Source organism: Phenylobacterium soli, assembly GCF_003254475.1.
Classification (GTDB): Bacteria; Pseudomonadota; Alphaproteobacteria; order Caulobacterales; family Caulobacteraceae; genus Phenylobacterium; species Phenylobacterium soli.
This window is the reverse complement of record NZ_QFYQ01000002.1, coordinates 232,623-254,575: the sequence shown is the minus strand read 5'-3', so window position 1 is coordinate 254,575 and position 21,953 is coordinate 232,623. Positions and strand designations below refer to the sequence as shown.

Below are 21,953 nucleotides of genomic sequence, written 5' to 3'. Positions count from 1 at the left end.
ACCGGCGGTTGTCATTCGGTTTTCGGGTGTATTTCGGGTAGAGCTGGCCCGACTCAGTGCCAGCTCACCGCCAGGGCCTGGAGGATGGCCGGGCCGATCAGCACCACGAACAGCGGCGGCAGGACGAAGACGATCATCGGCACGGTAAGGGTCGCCGGCAGGCGCGCGGCCTTTTCCTCGGCGCGCATCATGCGGGTGTCGCGGAACTCGGCCGCCAGGACGCGCAAGGCCTGGGCGAGGGGTGTGCCGTATTTCTCGGTCTGGACGAGGGTCCCGACGAGGCCGGCGACGTCGGACGTGCCGACGCGCCGGGCGAGGTTCTGCAGGGCCTCGCGGCGGTCGGGCAGGAAGCCGAGCTCGATGGCGGTGAGGCCGAGCTCGTCGGCGAGCTCGGGCGCGGCGGCGCCCATCTCGCGGGCCACGCGGGTGACGGCGGCGTCGAGGGTCAGGCCGGCCTCGGCGCAGATGACGAACAGGTCGAGCGCGTCGGGCAGGCCCTTCTGGATCTTCTTCTGCCGCCGCTCGACACCGTTCCTGAGCAGGACGGTCGGCAGGTAGGAGCCGGCCAGGGCGCCGCCGGCGGTGACCAGCATGCGCAGGCTCCCGCCGCTGAAGTGCAGGATCGAGGGGCCGAGCACATAGGCGGCGAGGCCGACGACGAAGGGCGCGGCCAGGCGCAGGGTGAGGAAGACGACGACGGCGTCGCGGGAGCGCCAGCCGGCCCGGGCGAGCTGGTCGGCCACCTTGTCCGCCTCGCCACCGCGGTCGAGCTTGAGGCGCTGCAGGAGGGCGCGGGCGAGGCCGATCGACTGGCGGGCGCCGGCGCGCTTGGGCGTCAGCCGCCGGGCGCGCAGCTCGCTGCGGCGGCGCGCGTGAGAGCGGGCGCGGGCGGCCACCAGGTCCGGCGGCGAGAGGGCGCGCATCACCGACAGCACGCTCCGGAAGTTCACCGCGCCGACGACGAGGCCGAGCAGGAGCGCGCCGTGCGCGCCGAAGGGCAGGGCCGGAAGGCTCATATCTCGAACCTCGTCATCTTGCGCATGACCAGGCCCCCGACCGTCAGGCTGGCCAGGGCGCCGGCCAGCAGCAGGTGGCCGAGCGGGTCGGTGAACAGCGTCTTCATGTAATCGGCGCTGACCATGTACATCAGCGCGGCCATGATGAACGGCAGGGCGCCGATGATCAGGGCGCTCCAGGTCGCCTCCGAGGCCATGGCCTTGATCTTGAGGGTCATCTGCTTGCGGCGGCGCAGGATCTGCTCGAGGTTCTCGAGCGTCTCGGCGAGGTTGCCGCCGGTCTCGCGCTGGACCGACAGGCTGATGACCAGGAAGTTGAATTCCGGGAGGTCGAGCCGGCGGGCCGTGCGCCACATGGCGTCCTCCAGGGCCTCGCCGAGCCGCACCTGGTCGGCGATGCGGCGGAACTCCTCGCCCACCGGATCGGGGGTCTCGCGGCCGACGACGCCGATGGTCTCGCTGACCGGCAGGCCGGCGCGCAGGCCGCGGACGATCAGGCCGATGGCCTCGGGGAACAGCTTGAAGAAGCGGGCGCGGCGGCGGGCCATCAGGAAACCGACGCCGACGTGCGGCAGCCAGACCGCCGAGCCGACCGACTCCAGGAGGATCATGAACGCCGGGGCGCCGAGCAGGACGCCCATCAGGCCGGTCGTGACCAGCACCGCGCCGCAGGCGAGCCCGTACTGGGTGAAGGTGATCGGATAGCCGGTGGCCTCCAGCCGGCCCTGCAGGGCGGCGGGGCGCGGCAGCAGGCGCCGGACGAGGGCGTCGAAGCGGCCGCGGGCCTGGCGGCGCAGGGCGCGCTCGGCGCGGCCCTTGGGGTCGCTCGCCTGCTCGGCGAGGCGGCGGGCGCGTTTGGCGAGGCGCCCGCGGCGCGGCAGGCGGACGTCGAACACCGCAGCGGCGATGGCGGCGGCGGCCCCGACCAGCATCAGGATCAGCAGCGGCGACATCAGCCGATCGCCTCGAGCAGCGGCCGCTCCAGGCCGAAGTAGGCGGCGCGCGGGCTGAAGAAGGGGCGCAGGCCGGCGCTGTCGAAGCTGCCGAGCAGCTTGCCCTCGGTGCTCTCGCCCTCGAAGCGGTAGGCGAACAGCTCCTGGGTGGTGATCACCTCGCCCTCCATGCCGACCACCTCGGTGATCGAGGTGATCCGGCGCACGCCGTCGCGCATGCGGCTGATCTGGACGATCATGTTGACGGCGGCGGCGATCTGGGTGCGGACGGCGCGGCTCGGCAGGTTGACGCCGGACATGGCGACCATGTTCTCGAGGCGCGTCAGGGCCTCGCGCGGGCGGTTGGCGTGGATGGTGCCGAGCGAGCCGTCGTGGCCGGTGTTCATCGCCTGCAGCATGTCGAGCGCCTCGGCGCCGCGGATCTCGCCGAGGATGATGCGGTCGGGTCGCATCCGCAGGGCGTTCTTCACCAGGTCGCGCATGTTGATCTCGCCGCGGCCTTCGAGGTTCGGCGGCCGGGTCTCCAGGCGCACGACGTGCGGCTGCTGAAGCTGGAGCTCGGCGGCGTCCTCGATGGTCACCACCCGCTCGTCGGCGGCGATCATGTGCGAGAGGGCGTTGAGCAGGGTGGTCTTGCCCGAGCCGGTGCCGCCCGAGATCAGGATGTTGAGCCGGGCGCGCGAGGCGATCTTCAGCACGGTCGCCATCTCGGCCGAGAGGTTGCCCTGGCGGGTCATGCGGTCGAGGTCGATGCCGCGCTTGGCGAACTTGCGGATCGAGATCGAGGCGCCGTCGAGGGCCAGCGGCGGGATGATGATGTTGACGCGGCTGCCGTCGGCCAGGCGGGCGTCGACCAGCGGGGTCGACTCGTCCACGCGGCGGCCGACCTGGCTGACGATACGGCTGGCCACGCTCATCACGTGGTTGTCGTCCCGGAAGGTGGCGTCGGTGAGCACCAGCTTGCCGCGCTGCTCGACGTAGATCTGGCCCGGGCCGTTGACCATGATGTCGGTGATGCTGTCGTCGGCCAGCAGCGGTTCCAGCGGCCCGAGCCCCAGCATGTCGTCGAGCAGCAGGGTGAGCACCTGCTGCTGTTCGCGCTGGTTCAGCTGGACCTTGAGCTCGACGAGGATCTCCTGGATCGGCGCGGCGAGCTCGGCGGCGAGGGCGTCGCGGTCGAGGCGGCTGGCCACCTCGCTGTCGATGCGCTGGAGGATCAGCGACTGAACCGCGCTGGCCGCTTCGCGGATCTTGGCCGCGGCCTGGGCGGGCGGCCGTTGCGCCTCGGCGGCGGGGTCGGCGGGCCGGTGGCTGGCGAGGTCGAGCACGGTGGCCTGGAGCGGCGGCTGCAGGGGCGCGGCGTCGAGCGCCGGCGCCTCGGCCCGTTGCGAGGGTTGGCTCTGGGAGGAAAGGCCGCGGCGTCCGAACATCTCAGCGCCCCAGGAGGCTTTTGAGCCAGGTGAGCGGTTCGGCCGCCGGCGTGGGTGAGGCGGCGGGCGCGGCCTCGCCCGCCAGGCGGGCGACGAGCTTGGCCAGCTCCGGCCCGGCGGCGGACTTGGCGGCGGCCTCGATGAGCGGGCGGGCCTGCTCGGCGGCGGCCTGGGCGGCCTTGGCGTCGGCCGGGACGGCGACGTCGAACCCGGCCCCCAGGGCGCGGGCGAACTCGGCCTGGGGCGCCTCGCCGGCGACGCCGCCGACGCGGTTGGCCACCAGCACCAGCTCGGCGGCCGGGGCGAGCGCGCGGACGGTGCGGGCCAGGCGCTGGGCGTCGCGCAGGCCGGCCAGGCTGAGGTCGGTGACGAGCACGACCTGGCTCGCCCTGGCGATCGCGGCGCGGGCGAGGCCGTCCATGCGGCGCGGCAGGTCGGCGACCAGCACGTCGCAGTCCTCGGCGAGGGCGGCTGTGAGCGCCTCGAGGCCGGCGGGCCCGATCTCCACGTCCTCGTCGAGGGACTCCTCGGCGCCGAGGATGCGCAGCCGCTCGGCGGCCGGCGTCATGGCCGAGCTGATCAGCAGGCTGTCGATGCGCTCGGGGTTGGTCAGCATTTCCCGCAGGCCGCGGCCGGTCTCGAGGTCGAGGCTGAGGGCCGCGGCGCCGAACTGCAGGTCGAGGTCGAGGAGGACGGCGCGCTGGCCGTGGTCGCGCGCGAGGCCGAAGGCGGCGGAGACGGCGAGGCTGGTGGTCCCGACGCCGCCGCGCGCCCCGATGACCGCGACCAGGCGGGCGGCCCTGGCGGCGGCGGGCGCAGGCTCGGCGCCGGCGCGCTCCGCCCGGCGCAGGGCCTCGACCAGCAGCTCGGCGGAGACCGGCTTCACCAGGTAGTCGCTGACGCCCATGCGCAGGAGGGCGCGGTAGAGGCCGACGTCGTTGGTCTGGCCCAGCGCGACGACGCGGGTGGCCGGATCGCAGACCTCGGCCAGGGCCTCCATGGCCGCGAGCGGCTCGTCGCTGTCGCTGACGTCGACGAGAAGGACGGTGGGCAGGGAAGCGGGGGACTCGGAAAGCAGCTGGCGGGCGGCGAGCGCGCCGCCTTCGCGGACACGGCCCTGCGACCAGCCGAGGGTCGCGGCGGCCTGGCGGGCGGCCTCGCGCGTCACCTCGTCGGCGACGGTGGCCAGGAAGGCCGGGGCCGCGGCGGGGCGGGCGGCGGGTTGCGGAAGGCCCATGGCTACTGGCCTCCCGCCGGAGTGATGGTGAGGCCGCCGCCTGCGGCGCCCCCGCCCGCGCCGCCCTGGCCGGCGGCGTTCAGGGTCTTCACGGTCCCGGTGCGGTGGCGATGAGCGGCGGCGAAGGCGGCGTCGCCCTGGCCGGGCGCGAGCGGCCGGCCCTCTTGGAGATCGGCCGGGTCGGCGATCATGGCCCGCAGGTTGGCCTCGGTGGCGCAGCCGAACGGCAGCATGGGCCACGGCCCGCGGGCGGGCTCGCGGGTGCAGGCCGAGGCGGGGGTTGCAGTCACGGGCGGCGACTCGCGGCTCGGCTCGGCGCGGGCGGCGGCGGCGGCCGCCATGCCGCCAAGCAGCGAGAGGGCGGTGATGGAAATGCGGAAGTCGGCGCGCATGGGGATCAACCCTTCTTCTCGGGAGCGGCGGGCGTGGCGGTCTTGGCGGGCTCGGCGGCGGCCTGAACCGGCGCGGCGGCCGGATGGTCGGCGGGCCCGGCGAGATGGCGGCTGGTCGGCTTCACCAGGTAGGGGGTGACGATGATGACCAGCTCGGACTCGTTCTTCTGGAAGCTCCTGGAGCGGAAGAGCTGGCCAAGCACCGGGATGTCGCCGACGCCCGGGAGCTTCTGCAGGTCCTGGGTGGCGGTGTTCTGCATCAGGCCGGCGATGGCGAAGCTCTGGCCGCTGCCGAGGTCGACGGTGGTCTCGGCGCGGCGGGTGGTCAGGGCCGGCACGGTGATGCCGCCGAGGGTGATCGAGCCGGCGGTCGAGAGCTGGCTGACCTCGGGCTTCACCTTGAGGCTGATGTGGTTGGCGTCGAGAATGGTGGCGACGAACGACAGGCTGACGCCGTAGGTCTTGTAGGTGATGGTGGTCTGGCCGTTGCCCTGGGGGACGGGGATCGGATACTCGCCGCCGGCCAGGAAGTTGGCCGGCTCGCCCGACACCGCCGTGAGGTTCGGCTCTGCGAGGATCGAGACCAGGTTCTTGCGCTGCAGGGCGTCGATCAGGACGTTGATGTCCTGGCCCTTGGCCGGGTTGTAGATGCCGCCGACGATGGTCCCGGCGCCATTGGTCGGGCGGGTGAAGGTGCGCTTGGCGGTGTCGACCAAGTCCTGGCCGGTGGCCCAGCCGAGGAAGCCGCCGGCCTGGCCGATGTTGGCCATGCTCTCCCAGTTGAAGCCGAGCTCCCTGGTGGCGTCGCGCGACACCTCGGCGATGCGGACGCTGAGATAGACCTGGTTGGGCGTCTCGACCGTCATGCGATTGACGATCTGGCCGGGCTTGTCCCGGTCGCCGACGAAGAGGGCGGCGATGCGCAGGATGTCCTCGCCCTCGGCGGCCGAGGCGGCCTTGCCGGACAGCACCAGGGCGCCGTTGGCCGAAGCGACGGAAACCTCGCTGTTCGGCGCCTCCTTGGCGATCATCTCGCGCAGCCGGGTCTCGTCGACGCCGACGTCGAGGGTCAGGTTGGCGATCGTCTGCTCCTTGCCGTCGAGGGCGAAGAAGCTGGTGGCGCCGGGAGCCTTGCCGACCAGGTAGACGAGGGTCGGCGACTTGACCTGCAGGTCGGCGACCTTGGGGTCGGAGAGGAAGACGGTGGCGGCCGGGCGCGACAGCTTGATGAGCCGGCCCTTGCCGAGCTCGAGCTTCATGTCGGCGCCGGCGTCGGCCACCACCTCGGCGGCGGCGTGGGCGCGGGCGGGCGCCTGCAGGCCGAGGCCGGCGGCGAGCACGGCGAGGGCGGCGAGGTGGGCCTTCATTGGGCGCCTCCGGTCGGGAAAGCCGCGGTCATCGGGGCGGCCTGGCCGCCGCGGAAGACCTGGACGATGGCGGACGATGAGCGGGCGACGCGGGGTCGGGCGGCGGCGGCGGCGGCCGAGGGCCCGGGGCGCGGGCTCGCGCCACCGGTCGCGTCGGCGGCCGAGGTGTGGGTCACCGTGCGCACCAGCGGAACCGGCGTCCCCGGTTCGGCGAGGCTGCGCAGGGCGAGGGAGAGCGTGCCGAGCTGGCCGGTGACGGCGATGATCTCGGCGCCCTTGGGCGAGACCTCGAGGGTGGCGGTCTGGGCCACCAGCGCCCCCTTCTTGGCGTCGGCGTCGCGCTGATCCATGGCCAGCACCCGGACGTCCTGCAGCACGGTTTCGCTGACGAACTGGCGCGCGCCGAGGTCGCGGCTGAGGATCAGGTCGACCCGGTCGCCCGGGACCACGAAGCCGGCGACGCCCGTGGCCGCGGTGATGTTGACGGTGACCGCCCGGTAGCCGGGCTGGAGGACCGCGGCCATGACGCCGCGCTGGCCGGGCTGGACGACGCGGGCGGCGGTGAGCGGCTCGCCCGGCTCCAGGTTGGCGCGCACGACCGCGCCGGTCATCTGCTCGAGGCGGGCGTTGGCCTGGGTGAGATAGCCGTTGGTTGGCGCATTGGCGGGCCAGGCCTGCCAGCGCACCTGGCCGGCCTTGAGGATCGAACCGGCGGCCAGCGGCTCGGCGGCGACCAGCACCTGGACGGTCGGCTGGGCCTGGGGCTGGGCCTTGGCGGCGGCCTCGGCGCTCGCCTTGCGGACCGCGCCCGTCATGGACTTCTGGACCACGACGAAGGAGCCGCCCGACATCAACAGCGCCAGGCTGAGGAACTTCATTTGGCGGGCGGAGATCACCGGACGTCAGGCTCCTAGTGGATGGGAAGCTGGAGGAGGGCGGCCCAGAGGCCGCCGGCGGCGAGCGGCGCGCCGAACGGCATGGGCTGGCGGAAGTCGTGGGCCACGGCCTGCGGCGGGGCCGGCAGGCGCCGGCGCAGCGGGCTCAGCATCACCAGCGCCAGGGCCACGCCGGTGAGGGCGGTGGCGGCGGCGAAGTCGGTGAAGCGCCCGGGGCCGGCCCAGAGCGCCACGGCGGCGGCCAGCTTGACGTCGCCGCCGCCCAGCAGGCCGCGCGAGAACAGCAGGACGCCGAAGCCGAACACCGCGAGCCCGGTCGCGAGGCCCGGTCCCCACCAGGCGAGCGGGGCGCCGAGCGCGGCCACGGCGAAGCCCGCCGCGACGAGGCCGCAGGCGCGGTTGGGGATCTCGTAGCGGGTCACGTCGCTGAGCGCGGCCCAGCCGAGGCCGAGCGCGGCCGTCGCGAACCCGGCGAGGGCCGGCGCGTCGTGGAGAGTGGGCATGTCGGAAAGGGAATTCTGGCCGGAGGGAAGTTTCAGGAGGCCCGGGCTCCGGCGAGCGCCGGGCCTCCCGCAAGGTAGGCGTTAGCCCTGCGTCGACGAGGACTGCAGGTTGTTCTTGATGGTGCCGAAGGTGCCGCTGAGGTTGTCGCGGATGCCCGGCAGGGCGCCGACGATGGCGAGGGCGATGAAGGCGGCAATGAGGCCGTATTCGATCGCGGTGGCGCCCTTGCGGTCCTGGGCGAGCTTGTTGAGCAGCTTGGTCATCTGAATACCTCTTCCTGATCTGATGTCCGGCCAGAGGCGCAAGATGTTGCGGCGCCGTCCCCCGGTACGAAGACAGGTAATTCAGGTGTTAACTAAACTCAACGGTTGCAATCTGCGACATTTGCGCCAACAGGGCGATAGTTTCGCTGAGGGTAATCAGTAACGGAGAAACCCATTTTGGGTCAATAATAAGGTGAAGCTTGCTTCCGACGACTCCGGGTGCGCGACCAAGCTCTGCAGTTATGTGCGTGTCTCTCGAATATTGTAGTCGTCTAATGAAGTTACTCGACCAGCATTACACTCATGCTGGCGATCGGGCGCACCCCGGTTCCCGCGCAGTTGATCGCCAGCCGGGCATTGCCGTTGAAGGTGACCTTGTCGGCGAGGATCTGGGTGCAGCCGCCGGTGGTCACGTCCGTGCCGCCATTGAAGAGGAGGGTGTGCCGCGGGAAGTAGAGCGCGCCGCCCAGGATCTGCTTGGAGCCGCCGTTCAGGGTCTCTGTCCCGCCGAGCGCGGCGCGGCGGTCCTGGTAGAACAGCATGCCCGCATAGGGGCCGTCGCTGGGAGCGCTGAGGTTGATGTCGGCGCCGCCGTTGATGGTGGTCGTGGCGATGTTCGTGCCGGTGTGGTTGGTCAGCACGAAGGTGACGCCCGCGCCGGTGATCTTGGTCTGGCCGTTGAACAGCAGCCAGCCGCCGTCGATGACATAGACGCCCGGCTTGAAGGTGACGGTGGCGCCGCCGTTCACCGTCAGGCCGTTGCAGAAGACGTAGGTTCCGCCGGCGGCCTTGGGCGCGAAGGTTTGGGTGACGCCGCTGTTCACCGTGGCGTTGGTGCTGTCGCAGCCGCTGAAGCTCTGGAGCGCGACGTTGGCGTAGGGGTCCGGCTGGACCGAGACGCCGGTGTTGAGCGGCGCGTTGAGCTGGGTGTTGTTGCTCTGCGAGACGTTGCCGACGACGTTGGCCTGGCTGGCGTTGATGATCGCGCCGCCGTTCAGCGACAGGGCCGCGCCGTTGTTGGAGTTCACCCAGACCGAGCAGCCGGCGAGATCGACGACGGGCGTGCCGTTGAGCAGCACGGCCATGGGGTCGGACTGGTTGAGCGACAGGATGCAGCCGTTGCCGTTCGGATTGGCCTGCCGGGCGGCCACGGCGCGGGCCGCGACGGTCATCGGCCCCTTCATGAAGAGCCCGCCGAAGAAGCGCGGCGCCGGTCGGGTGACGACCACCTCCAGCGCGTCGGCGCGTCCCTGGTAGGCGCCCGCGAGGGGTGGGGCCCTGACCGCGACGCTGACCCCCTTGGCCCCGTCGACGAGGCCGTACTGGGCGGCGACGGCGCGCGCCTGGTCGGCGGCGAGGCTGAGGTTGGCGAGCGAGGCGACGGCGCCGCTGTAGGCCGCGGAGTCGGCCGCGCCCTGGGCCGCGCGCTTCGATGCGTAGGCCGCGCCGAAGTCGATGCCGAAGCCGACGAAGCCGAGGACCACGATGAGCGACAGGGCGGTGAGCAGGGCGGTGGCGCCCCGGCGATCGGCGGCGAGCGGGCCGGCGGCGAGGCGGCTCATGGCCGGCAGGTCCTGGCCTGGAGCTTCGGCGCGGTGGGGAAGACCTTGTAGGCCATGAAGCGGTAGTCGAGGCTGGCCTGCACCTGGACGCCGCAGGCGAGCTTCGCCGTGGTGAAGGCGCTGGCGGGGACCTTGAGCTGGGAGACCCGGGCGGCGGCGTAGGCGGTGATCTGCTGGGGGGTGCCGCAGACGCCCGGGCGCACCGAGGCGCAGCGCGCGGCCTCCTGGACGGCGTAATTGAGGGCGGCGCCGGTCCAGGCGATGCGGCCGATCTCGGCGACGCCGAGCAGCAGGGTGATGACCAGCGGCAGGACGAAGGCCGACTCCACGGCCGCCGCGCCGCCTCGCGAGCGCAGAACTCGGGCTAGGACTCGGGGCATGGGGACTGGGGGCATGGCGACTGGGGGCATGGCGACTGGGGGCATGGGGCTCATGGCACGCGCACCACGGCCTTGGCCGAGACGCTGGAGGGCAGGGCGACGCCCGGCCAGCGCATCACCGACCTGTAGGGCGCGCTGGCGGTGACGGTCACGTAGCGGCCGGGCGCGCGGCCGTCCGGGCAGGTCGCGCCGGCGGCGGCGGTGAGGGTGGCGTTGGCGACGCAGCCCTGGCTGAGCGCGACCCCAGGCGCGTCGAGGCCCGAGGCGGCGGCGCTGACCGCGGCGGCGGTCCCGGCCTGGTTCCAGCCGTTGCGCAGGGCGAAGTCGGCGCCGGCCTGGGCGGCGGAATTGACCTGCATGGAGGCCGCGATCAGCCGCGAGCCGTCGACCAGCCCGGCCATCAGCAGGAGCAGGATCGGCGCGACCAGGGCGAACTCGACCGCCGCCGCGCCGCGGCGGTCGCCGAGGAGCGTGCGGGCCTGCCGTCGAGCGGCGGCCGGATGGAGAGGATTGGAGCACATGCGCGTTGGGGTCGTCCTAGCGCGCCTGCCTCCATAGGTTGTGCCGGCAAGTTGTCGCGCGGCGATTCCGTCGCAGGAGGCGGGGCTCAGCCCGCGAGGCGGCGAAGCGGCGCGGGGCGGGTGGCGATGAGGTCCCCGGCGCGGATCGGACCGGAGCCGTCGGCCGGCCAGGCCACGTCGCTGACCGCCACGAAGTGTCCCTCGCGGGTCTTGCGGACCAGGTAGTAGGCGACGCCGCGGATGGCCTGGTGCTGGCGCACGGCGGCGCGCACCGCATCGGGGGTGAAGTCGGCGCCGTCCTCGAGCCGGGCGGCGCGCAGGATGAGCTCGCGCAGGGAGAGCGGCGTGCGCGGCTCGGTGACGAGCTGCAGGGTGCGCGAGGAGAGCGAGCCCTGGCGCTCGGCGTAGCGGGCCCCATTCCAGACCACGTAGAGGTCCATGGGCGTGCGCGCGAGGGCGGCCGCGAAGGCCGCCTGGGGCGGGGGAGCTGTGGCGCCGCTGGACCGCTGCACGATCGACCTCCGAGGGGACCTCCGACGGGTCCGTATAGCAAGGATGAATTATGATTGAACTAGATAGTTCATCAAGCCATAGTGCCGCTCGCTCGAACCAGAAAAATCAGATCGGGGAGTGTGACGATGAGCGCGGGTTGGACGATCAGGCTTGGACTTGCGGCGGCGCTGGCGCTGGGCGCAGCGGCGGGCGTGACCACGGCTTCGGCCGCGGCGATGAACCCCGTCGCGGGCGATCCCGTGGCGACGGCGAGCGGCAAGGTAGCGGGCACGCGGCTCGCCTCCGGGGTCAAGGCCTACCTGGGCATCCCCTACGCCAAGCCGCCGGTCGGCGACCTGCGCTGGCGCCCGCCGGAGCCGGCGCGCTGGGACGGGGTGTGGAACGCCGACCGCAAGGGGCCGGAGTGCATCCAGGTCCTGCGGCCGCACAACATCAACCACTACTTCGGCGAAGAGGCGAGCGGCGAGGACTGCCTCTACATGAACGTCTGGGCGCCGGCCGAGGCGAAGGCCGGTGACGGCCGCCCGGTGATCGTCTTCATCTATGGCGGCGGCGGCACGATCGGCTCGTCCGGCATGGCCAACTATGACGGCGAGAACGCCGCCAAGCGCGGGGCGATCTTCGTCAACTTCAACTACCGCGTCGGCCTCCTGGGCTACATGGCCCACCCCGAGCTCAGCAAGGAGCAGGGCGGCCACTCCGGCAACTACGGCTACCTCGACCAGAACGCGGCGCTGCGCTGGATCCACGACAATATCGCCAGGTTCGGCGGCGACCCGAACAAGGTGGTGATCACCGGCCAGTCGTTCGGCGCCGGCTCGGTGGCCGCCCAGCTCACCAGCCCGCTGTCCAAGGGCCTGTTCCGCGGCGCGATGATGTCGAGCGCCTGCAACCTCGCCTCGGCCGGCATGATCGGCGGGCTCGTGCCGCTGGCCGAGGGTGAGAAGGTGGGCCTCGAGGCGCAGAAGCGGCTGGGCGCGACGAGCCTTGCGGCCATGCGCGACGTGCCGGCCGACAAGATCCTGGCGCTGCAGGCCGAGAGCCAGGTGGGGGCCAATGTCGCCGGCCTGCGCGCGCCGCAGGTGATCGACGGCTACTTCTGGACCATGCCCAAGGAGGAGGCGCTGGCGAGCCATGCGGCCAGCGACGTGCCGATCATCGCCTCGTCGAACGGCGACGACCTGGACAGCGCCCAGAGCCCGCTGACCAAGACCCACACGGTCGCCGAGTACCGGGCAGCGGCGGAGGCCATGTACGGCCCGGCGGCGGCGGAGTTCCTCAAGCTCTATCCGGTGAAGACCGACGCCGACGTCCAGCCGATGGCGCACCGGGCGGCGGTCGAGGGCGGGCTGCTGGCGAGCTCGCGCCGCTGCGGCGACCTCATGGCCAAGTACAACACCCAGGCCACCTACATCGACCTCTTCACGCACCGGCATCCCTATGCCCCGGGCGTGACCTTCGCCGACCAGAACACCGCCACCGTGGGCGCCTATCACACCGCCGACGTGCCCTACTGGTTCGACACCCTGGACAACTACAACCTGATCCGGCCGACGCGGGTCTACACCGCCTACGACCGCCAGCTCACCGACCGGATGTTCGGGGCCCTGGTGGCGCTGGCCGAGACTGGCTCGCCCTCGACGGCGGCCCTGAAGTGGCCGGCCTACGCCCCGCGCGATCCGCAGTATGTGGTGTTCGGCGACTCGATCACGGTGGAGAAGCTGCCGGTGAAGCGGATGGACTGGCAGGCGGCGCACCCGGTGTCGCCCGCCGCCCGCCCGGCGCTGCGCAGCGGCCCGCGCGACTGAGCCGGAACGGAGGAACCGACATGCGAAACCTCTCCCTCGCCCTGCTCGCCCTGGCCGCCAGCGCGGCGGCCACCGGGGCCGTGGCCAGGCCGGTGACGGCCCAGGTCTCCCCGGCCGTGGTCAGCAGCGACCAGTTCCCGAAGGCGCGGCCGGTGTTCGCCGGCGGCGTCACGGGCCATCCGGACCTCGTCTATTCGACCCTGCCGGGCTTCCGGCCGATGACGCTGGACCTCTACACCCCGCCCAAGGCGGGCGGGGCCAAGCCGCTGGTGATCTACGTCCACGGCGGCGGCTGGGTGAACGGCACGGCGCGCAACGCCGGCGCCTTCACCAACTTCCCGGCGGTGCTCGCGGACCTCGCGGCCCGCGGCTATGTGGTCGCCTCGCTGAACTACCGCCTGGCGGGCGAGGCGCGGGCCCCGGCCGCCTCGCAGGACGTCGACGCAGCCATCCGCTGGCTGAAGGCGCACGCGGCCGACTACGGCATCGACAAGAGCCGGGTCGCGATCTGGGGCGGCTCGGCCGGCGGCCAGCTCGCTGGCCTCGCGGCCACCGACTGCACGGCCGCCGACGGCAAGGGCGAGAGCGACTGCGTGCAGTCGGCGGTGATCTGGTACGGGGTGTTCGACTTCACGGCGCTGCCGGCGGGACCGCCTCCGGCGCCCGGGGCGACGCGCGCGCCGGGCGGGCCGGGCGGCTATCTCGGCTGCGCGCCGGCCGAGTGCCCGGACGTCGCGAGGGCGCAGAGCCCGATCGCCCACGTGGACGCCAAGACCCCGCCGATGCTGCTGATCTATGGCGCGGAGGACAGGACCGTGCCGCCGGACCAGTCGCGGGCCATGGCGGCCCGGCTGAAGGCGGCGGGCGTGCGCTCGGCCGCGATCGAGCTGCCCGGCGCCGATCACAGCTTCATCGGCCACACGCCGGCCGGGACGCGGGCGGCGAGCCTGAAGGCGCTGCAGGCGACCTTCGACTGGTTCGACCAGACGCTCGGCCGGCGCTGAGGCTTGGGGGGCGGCTTCAGGCCGCCCCGTTCTCCAGGATCAGGTGGCCCACGGCCGTGTTCGACGCCGGCACGTGGTAAAAGCGGTGGGCGACCTTGACCTTGTCGTCGAGCGCGCCGCGCATGATCAGCCACATGACCAGCTCGATGCCTTCGGAGCCCGCCTCGCGGACATAGTCGAGGTGCGGGACCTTCGACTGGGCGACCGGGTCGTCGACCAAGCGGTCGAGGAAGGCGTTGTCGAACGCCCTGTTGATGAGGCCGGCGCGCGGGCCCTGGAGCTGGTGGCTCATGCCCCCGGTGCCCCAGACCTGGACCTTGAGGTCCTCCGGGAAGCTCTCCACCGCGCGGCGGATCGCCTTGCCGAGGTTGTAGCAGCGGTTGCCGGTGGGCGGCGGGTACTGGACCACGTTGACCGCCAGGGGGATGACCTTGCAGGGCCAGGCCTGCGGCTGGCCGAACATCAGCGACAGGGGCACGGTGAGGCCGTGGTCGACGTCCATCCGGTTGACGATGGTCATGTCGAACTCGTCGAGGATCAGCTTCTCGGCGAGATGCCACGCGAGCGCCGGGTGGCCCTCGACGACCGGAACCGGGCGCGGGCCCCAGCCCTCGTCGGCGGGCTGGAAGCTGTCGGCGCAGCCGATGGCGAAGGTCGGGATCAGCTCGAGCGAGAAGGCCGAGGCGTGGTCGTTGTAGACCAGGATGACGACGTCGGGCTTGTCCTCGGCGATCCACTTCTTGGAGAAGTCGTAGCCTGCGAACAGCGGCTTCCAGTAGTCCTCGCCCGAGCGGCCGTTGTCGAGCGCCGCGCCGATGGCGGGCACGTGGCTGGTGGCCACGCCTGCGGTGATCCTGGCCACTAGCGGCTCTCCTTCTTGGACCGGTTGCCGTCGATGGACCGGCCGCCCTTCAGCATCATCTCGGCGTATTCCGGCTGGCTGACGCCGCTCATGATGGCGGCGATCTGCTGGAAGGAGAGGCCGTCGGTGGCGGCGATCTTGGAGGTGAAATAGATGTTGCCGCCGAGCGCCAGCATGCCGTTCCAGTCGCGATCGAGGACGGACTGCTTCTGGGCCTCGCTCATCGGGAAGCGGTCGAGGTAGGCGCGCTCGTCGGCCTTGAAGGCCTCGCGGTTCTCCGCCTTCATCAGCGACATGCAGAACATGTTGAGGTGGTAGCCCAGGCGCGACTGTTCGGCGTCGAACAGGATGGTGCCGGGGATGTCGTGGTACGGCTTCTCGGTCATGACTCAGCGGTCCCAGTAGAGCCGGGTGGGATTGTCCACGAGCAGCTTGCGACGAAGCTCCTCGGTGACGGCGAACTTGGGGATCTGGTCGACCAGCACGCCGTCGTCGGCCATGTGGCCCTTGAGGTTCGGGTGCGGCCAGTCGGTGCCCCAGAGGACCCGGTCGGGGAAGCGTTCGACGATGGTCCGCTGCAAGGGGACGACGTCGTCGTAGGGCGGGCCGGCGAGGCTGAGGCGCTCGGGGCAGGAGACCTTGGACCAGACGTCCTCGTCCTCATCCATCCACTGCACGAAGGCCTGGAACTGCGGGTGGTCGACGCCGAGCTTCACGTCCGGCCGGCCCATGTGGTCGACGACGACCTTGGTGGGCAGGGAGGTGAAGAGCGGCTTCAGCTCGGCGAGGTCCGGGGCCTCGAAATAGACCACCACGTGCCAGCCGAAGGGGGCGACCTTGTCGGCGATGCGGCGCAGGACGTCGTGCGGCGTGAAGTCGGCGAGCCGGCGCAGGAAGTTGAAGCGCACGCCGCGGACGCCGGCGGCGTCGAGGGCGGCGAGCTGCGCCTCCGTGATCTCCTCGCCGACAGTGGCGACGCCCCGCGCCTTGCCGCCCGAGGCGGCGATGGCGTCGACCACTGCGCGGTTGTCCTTGCCGTGGCAGGTGGCCTGGACGATCACGTTGCGCTCGAAGCCGAGGAAGTCGCGCAGCCGGAAGAGCTCGGCCTTGCCGGCGTCGCAGGGGGTGTACTTGCGCTCCGGCGCGAAGGGGAATTCGGCGGCCGGGCCGAACACGTGGCAGTGGGCGTCCACCGCCCCGGGCGGCGGCCTGTAGGCCGGCTTCTTCGGGCTCGGATGGAAGACCAGCCAGTCGGGGTCCATCACCTGGGGCTTGGGGTCGGTCATCGAAGGTCCGTTCAGGCGGCGGCGGGCGCGGGCCGGGCGAGGCCCTCGGTGAGGGCGTCGCGGTCGAGCGCGCCCTCCCAGCGGGCGACCACCAGGGTGGCGAGCGCGTTGCCGATCAGGTTCACGAAGGTCAGGGCCTCGGCGAGGATCCGGTGGATGCCGAGGATCAGGGCGATGGCGCCGAGCGGAGCGGCGCCGGTGGCCGCGAGGGTCGCGGCGAGCACGATGAAGGCAGCGCCGGCGACGCCCGCCGCGCCCTTGGAGGTGAGCAGCATGACCAGCATCAGGCCGAGCTGGTCGGCCAGGGCGAGCTCGTGGCCGGTGGCCTGGGCGAGGAACATGCTGGCCGTGGCGAGGTAGAGGCAGGTGCCGTCGAGGTTGAAGGCGTAGCCGAGCGGCACGACCAGGCCGACGACGGACTCCTCGCAGCCCAGGCGCTTGAGCTTGGCGATCAGGCTGGGCAGCACGGTCTCGGTGGAGGTGGTGGCGGCGACGACGACGATCTCCTCGCGCAGGGCGCCCATCAGCCGGACGAGGTTGATCCCGAAGGCGGCGGCGATGCCGCCGAGCACGACGACGGTGAAGACCAGGCAGACCAGGTAGAACTCGGCGATCAGCCCGCCGAGCGAGGCCAGCGAGGCGGCGCCGAACTTTCCGACCGTGAAGGCGATGGCCCCGAAGGCGCCGATGGGCGCGGCCCACATGACGAAGCCGATGATCTGGAAGACCAGCCGCTCGGCCGCGCCGATGGCGGCGAGGATCGGCTGGCCGTTGCGGCCCATGCGGATGAGGGCGAGCGCCGTCAGCACCGAGACCAGCAGCACGGGCAGGACCGCCCCGCCGGTGAAGGCGCCGACGAAGGTGTCCGGGATGATCCCAAGGAGGAAGTCGACGATGGTCTGGTGCTGGGCCTGCTTGATGTACTGGGCGGCCGCGTGCGGATCGAGGGCGCCCGGCGCGATGGCCATGCCGCGGCCCGGCCCCCAGAGGTTGACGCCGGCAAGGCCGATGGCGAGCGCCAGGGTGGTGACGACCTCGAAGTAGACGAGGGCCTTCAGGGCCGTGCGGCCGGCGCGGCGCATGTCGGCCATGGAGGCCACGCCGTGGACGACGGTGCAGAAGACCACCGGCCCGATCATCATCCGGACGAGGGCGATGAAGGCGTCGCCCAGAGGCTTGAGCTGGACGCCGAGCGCCGGGTCCGCCCAGCCGATGGCCGCGCCCAGGATCGTGCCCGCCAGCACCTGGAACCAGAGCTGGCCGAAAACGCCGAAGCGGGCGGGGCGAGCGGTCACGAACGCCTCAGCGGCCCTGCGACCTGAGGATCGCGTCGAGGCGGGGATAGACGCGGCGGGCGTTCTTCTCGAACACCTTCTCCTTGTCGGCCTGCGGGATCGGCAGGGCGTCGATGTAGCGCTTGGTGTCGTCGAAGAAGTGGCCGGTCTCCGGATCGACGCCGCGCACGGCGCCGACCATCTCCGAGCCGAACAGGATGTTGTCGACGTCGATCACCCGGAACAGCAGGTCGATGCCCGGCTGGTGATAGACGCAGGTGTCGAAGAAGACGTTCTTCATGACGTGCTCGCGCAGCGGCGGGCGCTTGAGCATGTCGGCGAGGCCCCGGTAGCGGCCCCAGTGGTAAGGGACCGCGCCGCCGCCGTGCGGAATGACGAACCGCAAGGTGGGGAAGTCCTTGAAGAGGTCGCCCTCCAGGAACTGCATGAAGGCGGTGGTGTCGGCGTTGATGTAGTGGGCGCCGGTGGCGTGGAAGTTGGCGTTGCACGAGCCGGAGACGTGGACCATGGCCGGCACGTCCAGTTCGACCATCTTCTCGAAGAAGGGATACCAGGCGCGGTCGGTGAGCGGCGGGGCGGTCCAGTGGCCGCCCGACGGGTCGGGGTTGAGGTTGCAGCCGACGAAGCCGAGCTCGGTGACGCAGCGCTCCAGCTCCTCGATGGAGTGGGACACCGGCACGCCGGGCGACTGGGGGAGTTGGCAGACGCCGACGAAGGTCTCGGGGAAGAGGTCGACGACGCGCTTGATGAGGTCGTTGCAGCGGCGGGTCCAGGCCTTGGAGACCGCCTCGTCCCCGACGTGGTGGGCCATGGTCGAGGCGCGCGGCGAGAAGATGGTGAGGTCGGCGCCGCGCTCCTTGATGAGCCGCAGCTGGTTCTTCTCGATGGTTTCGCGGATCTCGTCGTCGGAGATATCCGGGTAGGCCGGGTCGATGTCGCCGCCCGACTTGAAGGCCGCCTTCTGGGCGTCGCGCCAGGCGTCGTGGGCGGTCGGGGCGGTGGTGTAGTGGCCGTGGCAGTCGATGATCATTGGGCGGTGTCGGCTTGCTGGTTGATGGCGTCGAGCATGGCGGGCAGGTCGTCGGAGAGGGCGGCCTTGAAGCCGGCGGCCCAGTCCTGGCGCCCGGCGATGGCCAGGCTCATGAGCGGTTCGACGCCGGCTTCGGCGACGGTGCGGGCGGCCTCGCGCATCTCCTCGGCGCGGCGCACGCCGTGCTCCAGGGAGCGGGAGATCATGTACCCGGCCGTGGCGTTCCAGTCGGGCAGCGGCAGGAGGTCGGAGAGGGAGGCAAGCACCTCCTGCTCGACCCCGTAGCGGCGGGCGGCGAGCATGGATTCGGTGAGCAGGGCCTCGATTCCCTTGATCATCACGCTGCGGCAGAGCTTGGTCGCCGCCGCCCGGCCGACGGTCTCGGAATAGGCGCGGGCGCCGGTGAATCCCAGGTCCTGCGCCTCGGCCAGGAAGGCAGCGGCGTGCGGCCCGCCGAGCAGCATGGGCGAGGCGGTGCGCCGGGGCGGGAAGGGGCTCATCACCGCCGCTTCCACATAGCGCCCGCCGGCTGCCTCGACGGCCTCGGCGGAGGCCAGCTTCTGGCCCGGCGAACAGGAGTTGAGGTCGAGGTAGAAGGCGCCGGGCGCGATCCCTTCGGCGGCGCTGCGGGCCGCCTGGAGGTCATTCTCGGCGGTGACGGCGCTGATCACCAGCCAGGCGCCGCGGACGGCGTCGGCGGCGCTGGCCGGGAGGACGAGGCCGGCGGCCCGGGCGGCGGCGGCAGGCCGGCTCGCGGGGTCGGCGAAGAGGATGTCCCAGGCCGAGAGGTCGGCCTTGCCGGCGAGGTCCTGGGCGAGGATCTGGCCGACCTCGCCGAAGCCGATGAGGGCGATCCGGCGGGTCACTTGCCGCCCCAGATGCTGGCGGGGACATAGACCTCGCCGCGCATCAGGCGGCGGGCGGTGCGAAGCAGGGCGGCGCGATCGACCTTCACCTGGCCGCCGTCGAGGCTGACCTCCATGGCGACGGTGAAGAAGCCGGTGGGATGCTCGACCTCGAGCTCCTTCACGGCCTGCACGTCGGCGATGCCGGCGACCTCGGCGGCGACCGAGCCGGGCGTCACGCAGGCGGTGGCGACGCTGACCGCGCCGAACACCCCGATGGCCTCGTGGACGCGATGCGGGATGAAGTTGCGGGTGCAGATGGCGCCGCCGTGCTGGGGCGGGGCGACGAGGCACATCTTGGGCACGGTCTTCTTCGCCACGTCGCCGAGGTTCATGCGCGGGCCGATCTCGAGGCGGATGGCCTCGATGCGGGCCTTCAGCTCGGCGTCGGCCTCCAGGGCCTCGGGGCTCTCGTAGCCGGTCTTGCCGAAGTCGGCGGCGCGCATGACGACGACGGGCATGCCGTTGTCGATGGCGGTGAGTTCGATCCCCTGGACCACGTCGCGGGCGTTTCCGGTGGGCAGCAGGGCGCCGCAGCTCGAGCCGGCCACGTCGAGGAAGTCGATCGGGATCGGCGCGGCCGTCCCCGGCACGCCGTCGATGCGCGCGGCGCCGTCGTAGCGCACCCTGCCGCCGGGCGTCTCGACCAGGGCCGAGGCCAGGCTTTGGGTGTTGAGCATGTTGATGCGCACGACAGTGGTCCCGTCCTGCGCCGGAACGAGCCCCTCCTCGATGGCGAAGGGGCCGACGCCTGCCAGGAGGTTGCCGCAGTTCTGGCCGGCGTCGATGCGCGCCTCGTCCACCACGGCCTGGAGGAAGAGGTAGTCGACGTCGGCGTCAGGATGGGTGGAGGGGCCGACGACGGCGATCTTGCTGGTCAGCGGATGGGCCCCGCCCATGCCGTCGATCTGGCGCGGGTCGGGCGATCCCATGGCGGCGAGCAGCACCGCATCCCGCAGGGCGGTGTCCGCCGGCAGGTCCTGGAGCCTGAAGTACAGGCCCTTGGACGTGCCGCCGCGCATGACAGTGCAAGGGATCGCCGTCTGGGTCATTCGGCGGGGGCCTCGTCGACCCACTTCAGGCCCTTCTCGGCCAGGCGCTCGCGCATCTTGTAGATGTCGAGGCCGAGCTCGCCGGCGGCCAGACGGGCGCGCTTGTCGACCTCGTTGGCCTCGCGCTGCTTCGCCTTCTCGGCGACGGCGGCGGCCTCCTGGCGGCGGACCACGCAGACCCCGTCGTCGTCGGCGACGACGACGTCGCCGGGGTTGATCAGGGCGCCGGCGCAGACCAGCGGCAGGTTCACGTTGCCGAGGGTCTCCTTGACCGTGCCCTGGGCGTAGATGGCCTTGGACCAGACGGGGAAGCCCATCTCGCTCAGCACCACCACGTCGCGGACGCCGGCGTCGATGACCAGGCCGCGGACGCCGCGCGCCTTGAGCGAGGTGGCCAGGAGGTCGCCGAAGTAGCCGTCCTCGCAGGGGCTGGTCGGGGCGACCACCAGGATGTCGCCCTGGCGGCATTGCTCGACGGCGACGTGGATCATCCAGTTGTCGCCGGGCGCGACCTCGCAGGTCACCGCCGAGCCGGCGATGGCGCAGGGCCGGTAGATCGGGCGCATGTAGGAGGCCAGCAGCCCCTTGCGGCCCTGGGCCTCGTGGACGGTGGCCACGCCGTAGCCGGCGAGGACCTCGACCACGCCCGGCTCGGCGCGCGGGATGTTGCGGACGACGAGACTCATGCGGTCACTTCCTTCAACGGGCGCCTAGAGGAGGCTCTTCTCGATGACGTCGAGGGTGCGGTAGGCGGGCAGCACCTGGGCCACCGCGCCGTTGGGCTCGCGGCCCTCGCGGATGGCGGCGAAGAACTCACGGTCCTGCAGCTCGATGCCGTTCATCGACACGTCCACCTTGGAGACGTCGATGGGGTTCTCCTTGCCGTCGACGAGGTCGTCGTAGCGGGCGATGTAGGTGCCGTTGTCGCAGATGTAGCGGAAGAAGGTGCCGAGCGGCCCGTCGTTGTTGAACGACAGGCTGAGGGTGCAGATGGCGCCCATCGGGACCTTCATCTGGATCGACATGTCCATGGCGATGCCGAGCTCGGGATGCGTCGGGCCCTGGACGCCGCGGGCGACCGAGATCTCCTGGCCGGTCTGGTAGGAGAACAGGTCGACGGTGTGGGCGGCGTGGTGCCAGAGCAGGTGGTCGGTCCACGAGCGCGGCTGGCCGAGCGCGTTGAGGTTCTTGCGCCGGAAGAAGTAGGTCTGGACGTCCATCTGCTGGAGCTTCAGCTCGCCGGACGCGATGCGCTTGTGGATCCACTGGTGGGACGGATTGAAGCGGCGGGTGTGCCCGGCCATGGCGACGAGGCCGCTCTTCCTGGCGACCTCGGCCAGGCGCTCGGCGTCGGCCAGGTTGTCGGCCATCGGGATCTCGACCTGCACATGCTTGCCGGCTTCCAGGCACTGGATCGCCTGGGCGGCGTGCATCTGGGTGGGGGTGGCGAGGATCGCCGCCTCGACGCCGGGCTGGGCCAGGGCCTCCTTCAGATCGAGCGTCCAGTGGGGGATCTTGAAGCGCTCGGCGACGGCGCGGGTGCTGTCCTCGCTGCCGCCGGCGAGGCTGACCACCTCGATCCCCGGAATGTTGGCCATGGCTTCCAGGTGCTTGATTCCAAAGGCGCCTTGCCCGGCCATGACCACTTTCACGGACGTTCCTCCCTGATCGGCGCCA

24 protein-coding genes are annotated in these 21,953 nt (G+C 71.8%); 2 read left to right on the top strand and 22 right to left on the bottom strand.

Going from position 1 to position 21,953, the window contains the following annotated elements:
* Positions 1 to 53: 53 nt before the first annotated feature.
* The 13 genes from DJ017_RS18610 to DJ017_RS18550 form a co-directional block, all read right to left on the bottom strand.
* Entirely contained in the window at positions 54 to 1,016 is a 963-nt protein-coding gene (locus DJ017_RS18610) for a type II secretion system F family protein (protein ID WP_111530392.1), read from the bottom strand.
* The gene (locus tag DJ017_RS18605; protein ID WP_111530391.1) at positions 1,013 to 1,969 is read right to left on the bottom strand and encodes a type II secretion system F family protein; all 957 of its coding nucleotides are present in this window, start codon (positions 1,967 to 1,969) and stop codon (positions 1,013 to 1,015) included. The genes DJ017_RS18610 and DJ017_RS18605 overlap by 4 nt, the downstream gene beginning before the upstream one ends.
* Positions 1,969 to 3,399: a CpaF family protein gene (locus DJ017_RS18600; RefSeq protein ID WP_111530390.1), complete on the bottom strand. Its 1,431-nt coding sequence runs from the start codon at positions 3,397 to 3,399 to the stop codon at positions 1,969 to 1,971. The genes DJ017_RS18605 and DJ017_RS18600 overlap by 1 nt, the downstream gene beginning before the upstream one ends.
* Position 3,400: 1 nt before the next feature.
* On the bottom strand, positions 3,401 to 4,636 hold the full coding sequence (locus DJ017_RS18595; protein ID WP_111530389.1) for an AAA family ATPase: 1,236 nt from the start codon (positions 4,634 to 4,636) through the stop codon (positions 3,401 to 3,403).
* A 2-nt stretch (positions 4,637 to 4,638) separates the two neighbouring features.
* Entirely contained in the window at positions 4,639 to 5,028 is a 390-nt protein-coding gene (locus tag DJ017_RS18590; protein WP_111530388.1) for a CpaD family pilus assembly lipoprotein, read from the bottom strand.
* A 5-nt stretch (positions 5,029 to 5,033) separates the two neighbouring features.
* Positions 5,034 to 6,395: a type II and III secretion system protein family protein gene (locus tag DJ017_RS18585; protein ID WP_111530387.1), complete on the bottom strand. Its 1,362-nt coding sequence runs from the start codon at positions 6,393 to 6,395 to the stop codon at positions 5,034 to 5,036.
* Complete coding sequence (gene cpaB, locus DJ017_RS18580; protein ID WP_111530386.1) at positions 6,392 to 7,273, bottom strand: Flp pilus assembly protein CpaB; 882 nt, start codon at positions 7,271 to 7,273, stop codon at positions 6,392 to 6,394. The genes DJ017_RS18585 and cpaB overlap by 4 nt, the downstream gene beginning before the upstream one ends.
* A 32-nt stretch (positions 7,274 to 7,305) precedes the next feature.
* Positions 7,306 to 7,794, bottom strand: a complete 489-nt coding sequence (locus DJ017_RS18575) for an A24 family peptidase (RefSeq protein WP_111530385.1) — start codon at positions 7,792 to 7,794, stop codon at positions 7,306 to 7,308.
* An 81-nt stretch (positions 7,795 to 7,875) separates the two neighbouring features.
* A complete protein-coding gene (locus DJ017_RS18570) occupies positions 7,876 to 8,058 on the bottom strand; it encodes a Flp family type IVb pilin (RefSeq protein ID WP_111530384.1) in 183 nt (60 codons plus the stop codon).
* 281 nt (positions 8,059 to 8,339) lie between these two features.
* Positions 8,340 to 9,620: a pilus assembly protein TadG-related protein gene (locus DJ017_RS18565; RefSeq protein ID WP_111530383.1), complete on the bottom strand. Its 1,281-nt coding sequence runs from the start codon at positions 9,618 to 9,620 to the stop codon at positions 8,340 to 8,342.
* Positions 9,617 to 9,949: a TadE family protein gene (locus tag DJ017_RS18560; RefSeq protein WP_165830720.1), complete on the bottom strand. Its 333-nt coding sequence runs from the start codon at positions 9,947 to 9,949 to the stop codon at positions 9,617 to 9,619. The genes DJ017_RS18565 and DJ017_RS18560 overlap by 4 nt, the downstream gene beginning before the upstream one ends.
* A 101-nt stretch (positions 9,950 to 10,050) precedes the next feature.
* Positions 10,051 to 10,521, bottom strand: coding sequence for a TadE/TadG family type IV pilus assembly protein (locus tag DJ017_RS18555; protein WP_111530381.1), 471 nt, complete (start codon positions 10,519 to 10,521; stop codon positions 10,051 to 10,053).
* Between the two features lie 86 nt (positions 10,522 to 10,607).
* Positions 10,608 to 11,033 carry a hypothetical protein gene (locus DJ017_RS18550; RefSeq protein ID WP_111530380.1) on the bottom strand — a complete coding sequence of 142 codons (426 nt, stop codon included), beginning with the start codon at positions 11,031 to 11,033 and terminating at the stop codon, positions 10,608 to 10,610.
* A gap of 126 nt (positions 11,034 to 11,159) precedes the next feature.
* Between DJ017_RS18550 and DJ017_RS18545 the strand changes: the two genes are divergently transcribed.
* The gene (locus DJ017_RS18545; RefSeq protein ID WP_111530379.1) at positions 11,160 to 12,842 is read left to right on the top strand and encodes a carboxylesterase/lipase family protein; all 1,683 of its coding nucleotides are present in this window, start codon (positions 11,160 to 11,162) and stop codon (positions 12,840 to 12,842) included.
* 20 nt (positions 12,843 to 12,862) lie between these two features.
* Positions 12,863 to 13,846 carry an alpha/beta hydrolase gene (locus tag DJ017_RS18540; RefSeq protein ID WP_111530378.1) on the top strand — a complete coding sequence of 328 codons (984 nt, stop codon included), beginning with the start codon at positions 12,863 to 12,865 and terminating at the stop codon, positions 13,844 to 13,846.
* Between the two features lie 16 nt (positions 13,847 to 13,862).
* Here DJ017_RS18540 and DJ017_RS18535 read toward each other — a convergent pair whose 3' ends face one another.
* From DJ017_RS18535 to DJ017_RS18495, 9 genes are read right to left on the bottom strand one after another with little or no spacing between them, the layout of a single operon-like run.
* Positions 13,863 to 14,708, bottom strand: coding sequence for a class III extradiol dioxygenase subunit beta (locus tag DJ017_RS18535; RefSeq protein WP_111530377.1), 846 nt, complete (start codon positions 14,706 to 14,708; stop codon positions 13,863 to 13,865).
* Positions 14,708 to 15,094, bottom strand: a complete 387-nt coding sequence (gene ligA / locus DJ017_RS18530; protein WP_111530376.1) for a protocatechuate 4,5-dioxygenase subunit alpha — start codon at positions 15,092 to 15,094, stop codon at positions 14,708 to 14,710. Before ligA ends, DJ017_RS18535 begins: the two co-directional genes overlap by 1 nt.
* A 3-nt stretch (positions 15,095 to 15,097) precedes the next feature.
* Complete coding sequence (locus DJ017_RS18525) at positions 15,098 to 15,994, bottom strand: amidohydrolase family protein (RefSeq protein ID WP_227000247.1); 897 nt, start codon at positions 15,992 to 15,994, stop codon at positions 15,098 to 15,100.
* 11 nt (positions 15,995 to 16,005) lie between these two features.
* Positions 16,006 to 17,289, bottom strand: a complete 1,284-nt coding sequence (locus DJ017_RS18520) for a cation:dicarboxylate symporter family transporter (RefSeq protein ID WP_111530375.1) — start codon at positions 17,287 to 17,289, stop codon at positions 16,006 to 16,008.
* Between the two features lie 7 nt (positions 17,290 to 17,296).
* On the bottom strand, positions 17,297 to 18,319 hold the full coding sequence (locus tag DJ017_RS18515) for an amidohydrolase family protein (RefSeq protein ID WP_111530374.1): 1,023 nt from the start codon (positions 18,317 to 18,319) through the stop codon (positions 17,297 to 17,299).
* A complete protein-coding gene (locus DJ017_RS18510) occupies positions 18,316 to 19,185 on the bottom strand; it encodes an NAD(P)-dependent oxidoreductase (RefSeq protein WP_111530373.1) in 870 nt (289 codons plus the stop codon). Before DJ017_RS18510 ends, DJ017_RS18515 begins: the two co-directional genes overlap by 4 nt.
* Positions 19,182 to 20,276 carry a 4-oxalomesaconate tautomerase gene (locus DJ017_RS18505; RefSeq protein WP_111530372.1) on the bottom strand — a complete coding sequence of 365 codons (1,095 nt, stop codon included), beginning with the start codon at positions 20,274 to 20,276 and terminating at the stop codon, positions 19,182 to 19,184. Before DJ017_RS18505 ends, DJ017_RS18510 begins: the two co-directional genes overlap by 4 nt.
* Positions 20,273 to 20,962 (bottom strand): 4-carboxy-4-hydroxy-2-oxoadipate aldolase/oxaloacetate decarboxylase, encoded by a 690-nt coding sequence (locus DJ017_RS18500; protein WP_111530371.1) that lies wholly within the window; start codon positions 20,960 to 20,962, stop codon positions 20,273 to 20,275. The genes DJ017_RS18505 and DJ017_RS18500 overlap by 4 nt, the downstream gene beginning before the upstream one ends.
* 24 nt (positions 20,963 to 20,986) lie before the next feature.
* Positions 20,987 to 21,928: a Gfo/Idh/MocA family oxidoreductase gene (locus tag DJ017_RS18495; RefSeq protein ID WP_111530370.1), complete on the bottom strand. Its 942-nt coding sequence runs from the start codon at positions 21,926 to 21,928 to the stop codon at positions 20,987 to 20,989.
* Between the last annotated feature and the right edge of the window lie 25 nt (positions 21,929 to 21,953).